The sequence below is a fragment of the Mycobacterium sp. TH-M82 genome (genome assembly GCF_057473605.1).
In genome coordinates, this window is record NZ_JBYCKY010000596.1 from 1 (window position 1) to 12,533 (window position 12,533).

Here is a 12,533-nt window from a genome sequence, read left to right on the forward strand (position 1 = left end):
CTCGCTCGTCACCCCGGTCGACGCGGAGTTTCGGGTCGGCACCATGGGGCTGGGCTGGGATTCCGAGGCACAGACCGTGGTGGTCGAACTGCTGGCCCTCACCGACACCGAGTTCGACGCGTCGGTGGTGCTCGACGACACCGAGGAGGGCCCGGACGCGGTGCGGGTGTTCCTGACGCCGGAGTCGGCGCGACAGTTTGCCAGCCGCACCAGCCGGGTCATCTCGGCGGGCCGGCCGCCTTGCCCGCTCTGCGACGAGCCACTGGACCCGGCGGGGCACATCTGTGTCCGCACCAACGGCTACCGACGCGGCGCGCTGGGGGGCCCCGACGGTGAGGCCAGTGCGTCCGGGGCCTGACGATCGTGCGGTGTTGCGACGTGGGCAGCTCACCATCCTGGGCCGGATCCGCTCGGCCAGCAACGCCACCTTTCTGTGTGAGTCGACGCTGGACGGACATCGGGTGCACTGCGTTTACAAGCCGGTCTCCGGCGAGCAGCATCTGTGGGACTTTCCGGACGGGACACTTGCCGGCCGTGAACTCGGCGCCTACCTGATCTCGGTCCACCTGGGCTGGAACATTGTGCCTTACACCATTATTCGTGAGGGGCCAGCCGGCATCGGCATGTTGCAGCGGTGGATCGACCAGCCCGGTGACGATACGGACACCCCAACCCCGGCCGCGAAGGCGGGTGCTGCCTCCTTGGACCTGGTGGACCTGGTTCCGGCCGGCAGGCTGCCGGCCGGTTATCTGGGGGTGCTGCAGGCCCGCGACTACGCCGGTGAGCCGGTCGCACTGGTGCACGCCGACGATCCGAGGTTGCGGCGTATGGCGGTGCTCGACGTGTTGATCAACAACGCCGACCGTAAAGGCGGCCACATTTTGCGCGGAGTCGACGGCGGCGTCTACGGCGTCGACCACGGGTGCTGCCTGCACGCCGACGACAAGCTGCGCACCGTGCTGTGGGGCTGGGCCGGCCAGCCTGTCGACGCCGAGACCCTGGGAGCGGTGTCTGCGCTGGCCGGTGCGTTGACCGGCCCGCTGGCCGTGGCTTTGAAGCCGCACCTGACCGCCGGGGAGATCGCGGCGCTTCGCCGGCGCACCCGCGGGCTGCTTGATCACCCGGTGATGCCCAGTCCGCACGCGCAGCGCCCCATCCCCTGGCCGGCGTTCTGAACCGCCTGAAAAAGGGCACTTCCGGCATTAGCCCGTGGTGGGTAGCATCGCTGCCGTGCCGGAGGACGGTGTGAAACCACGGGTGGTGGCGCTGGAGAGGCAGATAACCGACTTCCGCCGGGTCACCGCCGCCAGCTTCAATGCCATGCGCGAGGACATGACTGACTTGCGTCAGGACACGGCCGACCTGAGGGAACACGTCGACAACGGGTTCATCGAGATGCGCGCTAAGTTCGATGCCGCGGCTGCCGGCCACCAGCAGATCGTCGGATTACTGGAACGCCTGATCGAAGACCAGGACTGAACGCGTGGCGGCAACCGATGCTGCGCTGGCCGCCGATCTGGCCGCCGACGCCGGCAAGCTCCTGCTGGCGGTGCGCGACGAGCTGGGGTTCGAGTACCCGCGCCGGCTCGGCGACACCGGTGACCGCCGCTCCAACGCGTTGATCCTCGACCGGTTGCGCGCGGATCGTCCCGGCGACGCGGTGCTGTCCGAGGAAACCCCGGACGATCTGGACCGGTTGCCCGCCGACCGGGTGTGGATCATCGACCCGCTGGACGGCACCCGGGAGTTCTCCACACCGGGACACGACGACTGGGCGGTGCACATCGCGCTCTGGCAGCGAGGTAACCCCGGTGGTGAGGGCGGCATCACCGACGCCGCGGTGGCGTTGCCGGGCCTTCATAACACCGTCTACCGCACCGACACGGTGACCGCCGGCGCGGCCCCGGCTGGTTCTGCGAACACCGTGCGGGTGGCGGTCAGCGCCACCCGCGCTCCGACGATCGTGCGCCGCATGCAACACATCATGGCGATCGAGGCGGTACCGCTCGGGTCGGCTGGTGCCAAGGCGATGGCCGTGGTGCGCGGCGACGTCGATGCCTATCTGCACGCCGGCGGCCAGTGGGAGTGGGATTCGGCAGCACCGGCAGGGGTGGTGCTCGCCGCCGGTATGCACGCATCCCGGCTGGACGGGTCGCCGCTGCGCTACAACCAGCCCGATCCGTATCTGCCCGACCTGCTGATGTGCCGGCCCGAGGTGGCGCCGCCGCTGCTCGCGGCGATTCGGCAGGCGGTGGGCTGATCGGCTGGTATCGCCGGGAGCCTTACAGTCGACGGTATGGACTCGTGGTCGGCGCCGCCCGTTCCCGCACTGCCCGGGCGGGGTCCGGCGCTGCGCCTGTACGACACCGCCGACCGGCAGGTCCGTCCGGTGTCACCGGGCCAAACCGCCAGCATGTACGTCTGCGGGGTCACCCCGTACGACGCCACCCATTTGGGCCATGCCGCCACCTATCTGGCGTTCGACCTGATCCACCGGATCTGGCTGGACTGCGGGCACCGGGTGAACTACGTGCAAAACGTCACCGACATCGACGACCCGTTGTTCGAGCGGGCGGACCGCGACGGCCTGGACTGGCGCGACCTCGCTGCAGACCAGGTTGTGCTGTTTCGCCAGGACATGACGGCGCTGCGGGTACTGCCTCCGCAGCACTACGTGGCGGCGACCGAGGCGCTTGAGGACGTCATCGAACTGGTCGAAAAGATGCTGGCCTCCGGGGCGGCCTACGTCATCGAGGGCGACCAGTCCGACCATCCCGACGTCTACTTCCGTACCGGCGCCACCGAGCAGTTCGGCTACGAGTCGGGCTTTGACCGCGACGTCATGCTGGAACTGTTCGCCGAGCGCGGCGGCGACCCGGACCGCGCCGGCAAAACCGACCGGCTCGACGCCGTGCTGTGGCGCGCCGCTCGGCCCGGTGAACCAAGCTGGCCGTCGCCGTTCGGGCCGGGCCGGCCCGGCTGGCACGTCGAATGCACGGCGATCGCGCTGAGCCGCATCGGCGCCGGCCTCGACATCCAGGGCGGCGGATCCGATCTGATCTTCCCGCATCACGAGTTCTCCGCGGCGCACGCCGAATCGGTAACCGGGGAAAGACGATTCGCCCGCCACTACGTGCATGCGGGGATGATCGGCTGGAACGGGCACAAGATGTCGAAGAGCCGCGGCAACCTGGTGCTGGTGTCGGCGCTGCGCACCGAGGGCGTCGAGCCGGCGGCGATCCGGCTGGGCCTGCTGGCCGGGCATTACCGCGCCGACCGGTGCTGGGACGCGCAGTCGGTTGATGACGCCAACGCTCGACTGCACCGGTGGCGTACGGCGGCCACCCTGCCCGCCGGCCCGGCCGCCGCCGACGTGATCGCCCGGGTGCGCCGCTACCTCTCCGACGACCTGGACACCCCCAAGGCGCTTGCCGCACTGGACGGCTGGGTCGCAGACGCGCTGGCCTACGGTGGCCACGACATCGCCGCTCCGACGGAGGTGGCCACCGCGGTGGACGCGCTGCTGGGTGTGGCGCTATAGGGTACACGCATGGCTGGCGTCAACTCACAAGTCGTATTCATCACCGGCGGCGCGCACGGAATCGGCGCGGAGGTGGCCCGTCGGCTGCACAGCAGGGGGGCGAAGCTGGTGCTGACCGACCTGGACGGGTCTGCGCTCAAACAGCTCTCCGCCGAGCTGGGCGAGGACCGGGTGCTGACTGTGGTCGCCGACGTGCGTGACCTGCCGGCGATGCAGTCGGCCGCCGAGCAGGCCGCAGCGTGCTTCGGCGGCATCGATGTGGTGGTGGCCAACGCCGGGATCGGCAGCTACGGGTCCGTGCTGGGGGTGGACCCCGAGGCGTTCAAACAGGTGATCGACGTCAACCTGCTGGGGGTGTTCCACACCGTGCGGGCCACGCTGCCGGCGGTCATCGAGCGCCGTGGCTACGTGTTGATCGTGTCGTCGCTGGCGGCTTTCGCCCCGTCGCCGGGGATGACGCCCTACACCGCGTCGAAGGCCGGTGTCGAGCAGTTCGCCAATGCGGTGCGGATGGAGGTCGCCTATCAGGGTGTGGCCGTCGGTTCGGCACACATGTCCTGGATCGACACCGCGCTGGTGCGGGACACCAAGGCGGACATGTCTGCTTTCTCCAGTCTGCTGGCCGCGCTGCCGTGGCCGTTGAACAAGACCACCTCGGTGGGTGCCTGTGCGCAGGCGTTCGTCGACGGCATCGAACGCCGCCGCACCCGCGTCTACTGTCCGCGCTGGGTGCGGGTGTTCCGCTGGCTCCGGCCGGTGATGTCCACCCGGGCCCTGGAGTCCAGAACGGAGAAGATCACCCCGCAGCTGCTTCCGCTGATGGACAGCGAAGTCGCGGCGCTCGGTCGCTCCACCAGCGCCTACACCCAGTCGATCGAACGGCGGTAGCCCGCTACCGCCCGAAACCGGGCCGCCGCCGGCGCAGATAGCGCTCGAACTCGGCGGCCAGCGCGTCGCCGTCGATTTTGCCCAGCACCTCGTGCAGGTCGACCTCGGCGTCGCCGCGCTGCTCCAATGAGGCGACGTAGTCGGTGATCTCGTCGTCTTCGCTGGCCATCTCGGTGACCGCCTGCTCCCACTGCTCGGCCTGCGCGGGCAGGTCGCCGAGTGGCACCTCGACATCGAGCACATCCTCGACGCGCCGCAGCAGTGCCACCGTCGCCTTCGGGTTGGGCGGCTGCGACACGTAGTGCGGCACCGCCGCCCAGAACGTCACCGCCGCGATCCCGGCCGCCACGCAGGCATCCTGGAAAACCCCGGTGATGCCGGTGGGGCCCTCGTAGCGGGTCTGGGTCAGGCCGAACCGTTGGGCGGACTCCGCCGAGTACGCCGTCCCGGACACCGGCACCGGTCGGGTGTGCGGTGTGTCAGCCAGCAGCGCCCCCAGGATCACCACGGTGTCCACGTTCAGCTTTTCGATGATCGCCAGCAGCTCAGCGCAGAAGGTGCGCCAGCGCATGTTCGGTTCCACTCCGTGCATCAGCACGACGTCGCGATCGCTGCCCGGTGGGCGGCAGTGCGCGATGCGCATCGACGGCCACACCAGCTCGCGGGTGACCCCGTCGACCTGACGGATCACCGGGCGGTTCACCTGGTAGTCGTAGTAGGCCTCGTCATCGATCTCGACGATCGTCCGGGCCTCCCAGACGGTGTTCAGGTGCCCCACCGTGTCGCTGGCCGCGTCGCCGGCGTCGTTCCACCCCTCGAACGCCACCACCACGATGGTGTGGTGCAACTCGGGCGGTGCAGTTGGTTCATCCGAGTCGTCCGGTGCGGTCACAAGGTCAGGGTAAGGCCTGGACCAGCCTGTGCGGCGCGGAGTGCGGCCCGACCGGTTCGATAGACCGGCTACGCTTGCTGGTCTGATGGAAACGCTGTGCGGCGTGCTCTGGGATATGGACGGCACCCTGGTCGATTCCGAGAAGCTGTGGGACGTCGCGATACACGCGCTGTGTGTGCGGCTGGGTGGCGCGCTCACCGCCGAGGTACGGGCGGCGACGGTCGGCGGCTGCGCGGATACCACCATGCGCATCGTCTACGACCACTTGGGCCTGCAACCCGATCCCGCGGCGATGGCGGCGTCGGCGCAGTGGTTACACGACTACACCGCAGAGCTGTTCGACGCCGGCCTGCCCTGGTGTGACGGCGCATTCGAGCTACTGGACTCGCTTGCCGGGCAAGGCATCCCGATGGCGTTGGTGACCAACACGCCACGGTCGTTGACCGAGCGGGCACTCGACAGCATCGGGCGGCACTACTTCACCGCCGTGGTCTGCGGCGACGAGGTGGCCCGGGGTAAACCGGCGCCGGACCCGTACGGGCGCGCGGCCGCACTGCTCGACATGAACCCGGGGAGCTGCCTTGCCGTAGAAGACTCATCCACCGGCGCCGCCGCGGCCGAAGCGGCGGGCTGTCAGGTTCTGGTGGTGCCCAATGCAGTGGCGGTGCCGGGAAGCCCGCGCCGGCACCGGGTAGCGTCGCTGGCCGGCCATCGCGTCGCCGACCTTTGCGACATCCATGCGCGGTTGGCCGGGATCGGCGAACGCACCGCGTGAACGGCGCCGGGCGCTTCCGGTGTGGTCGGTCTGGTCGCCGTGATCGTGGTGACCTTCCCGGCTCTGCGCGACGTGCTCGGCTCCGCTTTCGGTTGCTATACGGTGAGCGCGCTGCTGTGTTTCGTCTTCGTGTGGCGCTGGGTGCGCGAAACCACGGGCGCGCCGCGGGAGGCTCAGTGGTGAAACCGCCGTGACTTTGCTTCCCTGCGCGTGACACAATCGCTGCCCGTGAAGACCTTCGAGGACCTGTTCGCCGAATTGGGTGAGCGCGCCGCCACCCGACCGCCCGGCAGCGCCACCGTTGCCGCGTTGGATGCCGGCGTGCACGCGGTGGGCAAGAAGGTCCTCGAAGAAGCCGGCGAGGTATGGCTGGCCGCCGAACACGAGCCCGACGACTCCTTGGCCACCGAGATCGGCCAACTCCTCTACTGGACGCAGGTGCTGATGATCACGCGCGGGCTGACGCTGCACGACGTGTACCGGAAGCTCTGATCGGCGATGCTGCGTGTCGCGGTTCCCAACAAGGGGGCGCTGAGCGAACCGGCCGCCGAGATCCTGGCCGAAGCCGGTTACCGGCGCCGAGCCGATTCGAAGGATCTCACGGTCGTCGACCCGGTCAACAACGTCGAATTCTTCTTCTTGCGGCCCAAGGACATCGCCGTCTACGTCGGGTCAGGCGAGCTCGACCTCGGGATAACCGGACGAGACCTGGCCCGTGACTCCCAGGCACCGGTGGCCGAGCGGCTGGCGCTGGGTTTCGGATCGTCGAGCTTCCGGTATGCTGCGCCCGCCGGGCGTGACTGGACCGCAGCGGATCTGACCGGCATGCGGATCGCCACCGCGTACCCGAACCTCGTGCGAAGCGACTTGGCCGCCAAGGGTATCGAAGCGACCATCATCCGGCTGGACGGTGCGGTGGAGATCTCGATCCAGCTCGGGGTCGCCGACGCCATCGCCGACGTGGTCGGCTCCGGTCGCACCCTGACCACGCATGATCTGGTGGCCTTCGGCGAGCCGCTGTGTGATTCGGAGGCGGTGCTGATCGAAGGGGCCGAGCCGAACGACCACGGCGGCGCCAGGGTGGCGTCAGCGCGCGATCAACTGGTCGCCCGGGTGCAGGGCGTGGTGTTCGGCCAGCAGTACCTGATGCTGGACTACAACTGTCCGCGCTCGGTGCTCGATGACGCAGCCGCGGTCACCCCGGGCCTGGAGTCACCGACCATCTCACCGCTCGCCGACCAGAACTGGGTCGCGGTTCGCGCCCTGGTGCCGCGCCGGGACGTCAACGCCGTCATGGACGATCTGGTCGCCATCGGCGCGAAGGCCATCCTGGCGTCCGACATCAGGTTTTGCCGATTCTGATCGCCACCGGCGGCCCGTCGGCGTGCTAGCGTCCCAACGATGACGCATTCCCTCGTGCTGCTGCTCGCCCTGCTGATCGGTGTCGTCGCCGGGCTGCGGGCACTGGCCGCGCCGATGGCCGTCGCCTGGGCCGCGCTGCTGCAGTGGATCAACATGGACGGGACGTGGGTGTCGTGGCTGGGTCATCCGGTGACGGTCGCCGTCCTGACCATTGTGGCGGTCATCGAACTGGCCGCCGACCTGCGGCCCGGCGCACCCAGCCGCACCGCCACGGTGTCGTTCAGTGCCCGCATCATTCTCGGCGCGTTCGCGGGTGCGGTCCTCGGCACGGCGTGGGGTTACACCTGGAGCGCGCTCGGTGCGGGCATCATCGGAGCGGTGCTGGGCACCCTGGGCGGCTATGAGGCACGGAAGCGACTGGTGGCCGCCAACGACGACCATGATCTGCCGGTGGCGCTGCTCGAAGATGCCGTCGCGGTGCTGGGCGGGTTCGGCATTGCCGCACTGTCGGCCATTGTTTAGCAGTAGCAGCCGGTCACGCGGCCGGGTCGGCCGGCCAGCCGGGGTAAGGCGGCGGAGTGCCGCCGAACGCCGGGCAGTGCGCACGGTGGGCGCACCAGTCGCACAGCCGCGATGGCTTGGGCCGAAAATCACCTGACGCACCGGCGGATCGGATCGCCCGCCAGATCGCCATCAGCGTCTTTTCGAAACGCAGCAGCTCGGCACGGTCGGGGGAGTAGTCCAGCAGCTGACCGTCGGCCAGGTAGATCAACCGCAGCCGGGTCGGCAGCACACCGCGGGACCGCAGCAGCACCAGCGCGTAGAACTTCATCTGGAATAGGGCCCGGATCTCACCGGAAGCCTGCGCGGTGGGCGGCGCCTTGCCGGTCTTGTAGTCGACCACCCGCAGTTCTCCGCCTGCGCCGACGTCTATCCGGTCGACGAAGCCCCGCAGCAGGGTGCCGTCGGCCAGTTCCACCTCCACGCGCTGCTCGCAGCTCTCCGGGGAGAACCTGCGTGGATCCTCCAGCCGGTAATAGCCGGACAGCAGTGCTCGCGCTTCGGCCAGCAGTTGGTCCCGCTGCCCGGAATCCAGCTCGGCACCCAGGTCGGGTTCGCCGGCTATCAGCCCGTCCCAGACCGGGGCGACCAGATCCTGGGCGGTGTCCGGGCTTCGTTGCGGGGCCGGCAGCGCATAGAGCCGCTGCAGCGCCGCGTGCACCACCGAGCCGCGAAGTTGCGCGACCGACGGCTGCTCCGGCAGGCGGTCGATCGCCCGGAACCGGTACAGCAGCGGGCACTGCTTGAAATCCGTCGCCCGCGACGGCGACAAGGCCATGTGGGCGGACAACGACCGGGGTGTCCCCGGTGCTGTCGACGCGTCGCTCATACCGGCAGCCTACGAGCGGGGCCCGACAACCCCGCGCATGGTTCCCGGCGCGTCTGCTGGCAGGCTAGACGGCTGTGTCCGGGTCCGGCCCGTTCGCCGTGGGCGATCGCGTTCAACTCACCGATCCCAAAGGCCGGCATTACACGATGCTGCTCGCCGCCGGAGCGGAGTTTCACACCCATCGCGGTGCGATCGGCCACGACGCGGTGATCGGACTAGCGGAGGGCAGCGTGGTCACGTCCACTGGCGGCGAGGCGTTCCTGGTGCTGCGTCCGCTGCTGGTCGACTACGTGATGTCGATGCCGCGCGGAGCGCAGGTCATCTACCCTAAAGACGCCGCCCAGATCGTCCACGAGGGCGACGTCTTCCCCGGCGCCCGCGTGCTGGAGGCCGGCGCCGGCTCGGGTGCCCTGACCTGTTCGCTGTTGCGCGCTGTGGGACCGGACGGGCGAGTGATCTCCTACGAGGTGCGCGCCGACCACGCCGAGCACGCCCGCCGCAACGTGGAGACCTTCGTCGGCCGCCCGCCGGAGAATTGGCAGCTGATCGTCGGCGACATCGCGGACGCCGACCCGGGCGCCGGGCCGGTCGACCGGGTGGTGCTGGACATGCTGGCGCCGTGGGAGGTGCTCGACGCTGTGTCGAGGCTGCTGATCGCGGGCGGTGTGCTGGTGGTCTATGTCGCCACCACCACCCAGTTATCGCGGATCGTCGAGGCGCTGCGCGAGCAGCGGTGCTGGACCGAACCGCGGGCGTGGGAGACGCTGCAGCGCGGCTGGAACGTCGTCGGGCTCGCGGTGCGCCCGCAGCACACCATGCGCGGTCACACCGCGTTTCTGGTTTCGGCGCGCCGGCTCGCGCCCGGCACCGTCACCCCGGCGCCACGGCGGCGTAAACGCCAGGTTTAACCTTCCGCGGCGAGCATGCAAAAAATCGCACATCCGGTGCTCCGAACATGCGATTTTGTGCATGTTCGGCGGACGGTCGCTAGTCGTCGCTGCGCTGCAACCCGCGGCGCACCGACAGCAGCTCGACCTCCGGATGCGCGGCGACCAGGCGTTCCACCGCATCCAGCACCTCCACGGCGTGGCCGCGGTCACCCGATACCACCGCCGCACCGATGCCTGCCCGCCGGTGCAGGCCGTGCGAACCGGTTTCGGCGGCCGACACGTTGAACTTGCGTTGCAACTCGGCGACTACCGGGCGCACCACCGACCGTTTCTGCTTGAGGGACCGCACGTCACCGAGCAGCAGATCGAATTCCAGCCAGCCGATCCACATCCCGGCGGGTTATCCGATCGGCGCGTTACCCGGCGGGACCGGGGTTCTCGAATTGCCGAAGGCGAGCAGCAGCGCCGCGGTCTTCTGGGACAACTGCCAGCCGCCGCCGTGCGGTTTGAACTCCATCGGGAAGGAGAACCCGGCGGTACCGGGGTTGGCGGTGGTGACGTTGACGGTGGCCACCGTGGTGCCCGGCTCGCGGTCTGACCAGGCGACGTGGGTCGCGTCGAAGGTCAGCGGACTATACCCGTCGTCTCGCAGTGCAGTCACGAACCTGTCCAAGGCCTCGGCCGCGCCGGGTTTGGTTGCCTCGATGAGGCCCAGCTTGTCGCCACCGGGCACCGCCGGGTCGACAAGCCGGTACAGCACGTCGGTGAGCGCCGCCGGGGTCGGCAGCGCCGCCGACTCCATCGTCGCGGTTACCACTGACGGCGTCAGTGACGGCACGGTCGGTGCCGCCGGCGACGAGCTCGGTTCGCCGTGCGAACAGCCGGACAGCCCGAGCGCCGCCACAACAGTGGCGGCGCCCAGGACAGCGGCGCGATGTCGGTACATCCGGTCCTGGTCGGTCCTAGTCGGTTCCGGTCAGCTCGCTGAAGGCGTCGTCAGCGGCCCGGCGGCAACGCAGGCCACACTCGCCGCCACACGCGTGGCTAGGGATTTCACGGTCACAGAGGTCATTTCGAGGTCATTTCGAGGTCATTTCGAAGTCCTTTCGACCCATCGATTTCCGGACAAGATTAACAGCGGTGCCCGGTGTGTCGGATTTCCAGTCCGCACATGATCGCGCGCCGGCCGGTAGCGTTGGGGTATTCAGAGACATTCGTAGCGCCAACTTCCGGGTCGGGAAAGGAGCGCAGCATGGGCACCATGGGAGAGTCGGAGCGTCCTGAGGCCTTCGGCGGCTCGCCTTCGGACGATGACGTCGCGGAGCTGGAAGAGCTGCGCCGGGAGGCTGCGGTGCTGCGTGAGCAGCTGGAGAATCCGGCCGAACCGCAGAATCCGGCCCGTACCACCCACGATGTGCGCCAGCTCGAAGCGCGTATCGACTCGCTCGCCGCCCGCAACTCGAAGCTGATGGAAACCCTCAAGGACGCCCGGCAACAGCTGTTGGCGCTGCGTGAGGAGGTGGACCGGCTGGGACAGCCGCCCAGCGGTTACGGGGTGCTGCTGTCCACCCACGACGACGACACCGTCGATGTCTTCACCTCCGGGCGCAAGATGCGGCTGACCTGTTCCCCGAACATCGACGTGGAGTCTCTGAAGAAGGGTCAGACGGTGCGGCTCAACGAGGCGCTGACCGTGGTCGAGGCCGGCACCTTCGAGTCGGTCGGGGAGATCTCCACCCTGCGGGAGACCCTGGCCGACGGCCACCGTGCGCTGGTGGTGGGCCACGCTGACGAAGAACGCATCGTCTGGTTGGCGGAACCGCTGGTCGCCGAGGATCTGCCTGACCGTGACCCGGACGTTCTCGCCGATGACTGGCGGCCCCGCAAGCTTCGGCCCGGCGACTCGCTGCTGGTGGACACCAAGGCGGGCTACGCCTTCGAACGCATCCCCAAAGCCGAGGTCGAGGACTTGGTGCTGGAAGAGGTGCCCGACGTCAGCTACAACGACATCGGCGGGCTGAGGCGGCAGATCGAGCAGATCCGTGACGCCGTGGAGCTGCCGTTCCTGCACGGCGAGCTTTACCGCGAATACATGCTGCGCCCACCCAAGGGGGTGCTGCTCTACGGCCCCCCGGGCTGCGGGAAGACCCTGATCGCCAAGGCGGTGGCCAACTCGCTGGCCAAGAAGATGGCCGAGGTTCGCGGCGACAACGCCAAGGAGGCCAAGTCGTACTTCCTCAACATCAAAGGCCCCGAGCTGCTGAACAAGTTCGTCGGCGAAACCGAACGGCACATCCGGCTGATCTTCCAGCGTGCCCGCGAAAAGGCTTCCGAGGGCACCCCGGTCATCGTGTTCTTCGACGAGATGGACTCCATCTTCCGCACCCGCGGCACCGGCGTGTCCTCGGATGTGGAAACCACGGTCGTCCCGCAGCTGCTCAGCGAGATCGACGGGGTGGAGGGACTGGAGAACGTCATCGTGATCGGCGCGTCCAACCGCGAGGACATGATCGATCCGGCGATCTTGCGGCCCGGTCGCCTGGACGTCAAGATCAAGATCGAGCGTCCGGACGCCGAAGCCGCGCAGGACATCTTCTCCAAGTACCTCACCGAGGAGCTGCCGGTGCACGCCGACGATCTGGCCGAATTCGGCGGCGATCGCGCGCAGTGCATCAAGGCGATGATCGAGAAGGTTGTCGACCGGATGTACTCCGAAATCGACGACAACCGATTCCTGGAGGTCACCTATGCCAACGGTGACAAGGAAGTTATGTACTTCAAGGACTTCAACTCCG

Annotated in this window: 17 protein-coding genes; 13 read left to right on the forward strand and 4 right to left on the reverse strand. The window is 68.6% G+C overall.

Annotation, left to right across the window (positions count from 1 at the left end; all coding sequences use genetic code 11):
• The 6 genes from AC2VON_RS17790 to AC2VON_RS17815 all read left to right on the forward strand — a co-directional run.
• On the forward strand, positions 1–358 hold a 358-nt coding region (locus tag AC2VON_RS17790), incomplete at its 5' end, for a DUF3090 family protein (protein WP_486954134.1).
• A complete protein-coding gene (locus AC2VON_RS17795; protein WP_486954135.1) occupies positions 342–1,175 on the forward strand; it encodes an SCO1664 family protein in 834 nt (277 codons plus the stop codon). The genes AC2VON_RS17790 and AC2VON_RS17795, both read left to right, overlap by 17 nt.
• Positions 1,176–1,230: 55 nt before the next feature.
• Positions 1,231–1,479 carry a hypothetical protein gene (locus AC2VON_RS17800; protein WP_486954136.1) on the forward strand — a complete coding sequence of 83 codons (249 nt, stop codon included), beginning with the start codon at positions 1,231–1,233 and terminating at the stop codon, positions 1,477–1,479.
• Positions 1,480–1,483: 4 nt separating this feature from the next.
• Positions 1,484–2,260, forward strand: a complete 777-nt coding sequence (locus AC2VON_RS17805) for a 3'(2'),5'-bisphosphate nucleotidase CysQ (RefSeq protein ID WP_486954137.1) — start codon at positions 1,484–1,486, stop codon at positions 2,258–2,260.
• Between the two features lie 36 nt (positions 2,261–2,296).
• Positions 2,297–3,541, forward strand: coding sequence for a cysteine--1-D-myo-inosityl 2-amino-2-deoxy-alpha-D-glucopyranoside ligase (gene mshC, locus AC2VON_RS17810; protein WP_486954138.1), 1,245 nt, complete (start codon positions 2,297–2,299; stop codon positions 3,539–3,541).
• Positions 3,542–3,550: 9 nt separating this feature from the next.
• Complete coding sequence (locus tag AC2VON_RS17815; RefSeq protein ID WP_486954139.1) at positions 3,551–4,429, forward strand: SDR family oxidoreductase; 879 nt, start codon at positions 3,551–3,553, stop codon at positions 4,427–4,429.
• Positions 4,430–4,433: 4 nt separating this feature from the next.
• On the opposite strand, the gene AC2VON_RS17820 is transcribed toward AC2VON_RS17815, so the two are convergent.
• Positions 4,434–5,321, reverse strand: coding sequence for a PAC2 family protein (locus AC2VON_RS17820; RefSeq protein ID WP_486954140.1), 888 nt, complete (start codon positions 5,319–5,321; stop codon positions 4,434–4,436).
• Between the two features lie 94 nt (positions 5,322–5,415).
• On the opposite strand from AC2VON_RS17820, the gene AC2VON_RS17825 reads away from it, so the two are divergent.
• Genes AC2VON_RS17825 through AC2VON_RS17845 form a run of 5 tightly spaced genes read left to right on the forward strand, consistent with a single transcriptional unit; the run spans position 5,416 to position 7,980 of the window.
• Positions 5,416–6,096 carry an HAD family hydrolase gene (locus AC2VON_RS17825; protein ID WP_486954149.1) on the forward strand — a complete coding sequence of 227 codons (681 nt, stop codon included), beginning with the start codon at positions 5,416–5,418 and terminating at the stop codon, positions 6,094–6,096.
• Between the two features lie 21 nt (positions 6,097–6,117).
• Complete coding sequence (locus AC2VON_RS17830) at positions 6,118–6,279, forward strand: hypothetical protein (protein WP_486954141.1); 162 nt, start codon at positions 6,118–6,120, stop codon at positions 6,277–6,279.
• Between the two features lie 27 nt (positions 6,280–6,306).
• Complete coding sequence (locus AC2VON_RS17835; RefSeq protein WP_486954142.1) at positions 6,307–6,588, forward strand: phosphoribosyl-ATP diphosphatase; 282 nt, start codon at positions 6,307–6,309, stop codon at positions 6,586–6,588.
• Between the two features lie 6 nt (positions 6,589–6,594).
• Entirely contained in the window at positions 6,595–7,458 is an 864-nt protein-coding gene (gene hisG, locus AC2VON_RS17840) for an ATP phosphoribosyltransferase (RefSeq protein ID WP_486954143.1), read from the forward strand.
• A 39-nt stretch (positions 7,459–7,497) separates the two neighbouring features.
• Complete coding sequence (locus tag AC2VON_RS17845; RefSeq protein ID WP_486954144.1) at positions 7,498–7,980, forward strand: DUF4126 family protein; 483 nt, start codon at positions 7,498–7,500, stop codon at positions 7,978–7,980.
• A 13-nt stretch (positions 7,981–7,993) separates the two neighbouring features.
• Here AC2VON_RS17845 and AC2VON_RS17850 read toward each other — a convergent pair whose 3' ends face one another.
• Positions 7,994–8,848, reverse strand: coding sequence for a RecB family exonuclease (locus AC2VON_RS17850; RefSeq protein ID WP_486954145.1), 855 nt, complete (start codon positions 8,846–8,848; stop codon positions 7,994–7,996).
• Between the two features lie 74 nt (positions 8,849–8,922).
• Here AC2VON_RS17850 and AC2VON_RS17855 point away from each other — a divergent pair, with 74 nt between their 5' ends.
• Positions 8,923–9,756, forward strand: coding sequence for a tRNA (adenine-N1)-methyltransferase (locus tag AC2VON_RS17855; RefSeq protein WP_486954146.1), 834 nt, complete (start codon positions 8,923–8,925; stop codon positions 9,754–9,756).
• A 79-nt stretch (positions 9,757–9,835) separates the two neighbouring features.
• Here the strand turns inward: AC2VON_RS17855 and AC2VON_RS17860 are convergent, their stop codons facing one another.
• Positions 9,836–10,129 carry a DUF503 domain-containing protein gene (locus tag AC2VON_RS17860; protein WP_486954147.1) on the reverse strand — a complete coding sequence of 98 codons (294 nt, stop codon included), beginning with the start codon at positions 10,127–10,129 and terminating at the stop codon, positions 9,836–9,838.
• Between the two features lie 9 nt (positions 10,130–10,138).
• A complete protein-coding gene (gene lppK / locus AC2VON_RS17865) occupies positions 10,139–10,684 on the reverse strand; it encodes a lipoprotein LppK (RefSeq protein WP_486954148.1) in 546 nt (181 codons plus the stop codon).
• Positions 10,685–10,999: 315 nt separating this feature from the next.
• On the opposite strand from lppK, the gene arc reads away from it, so the two are divergent.
• Positions 11,000–12,533, forward strand: a 1,534-nt coding sequence (gene arc / locus AC2VON_RS17870) for a proteasome ATPase (RefSeq protein WP_486954150.1), incomplete at its 3' end; no start/stop codon positions are given.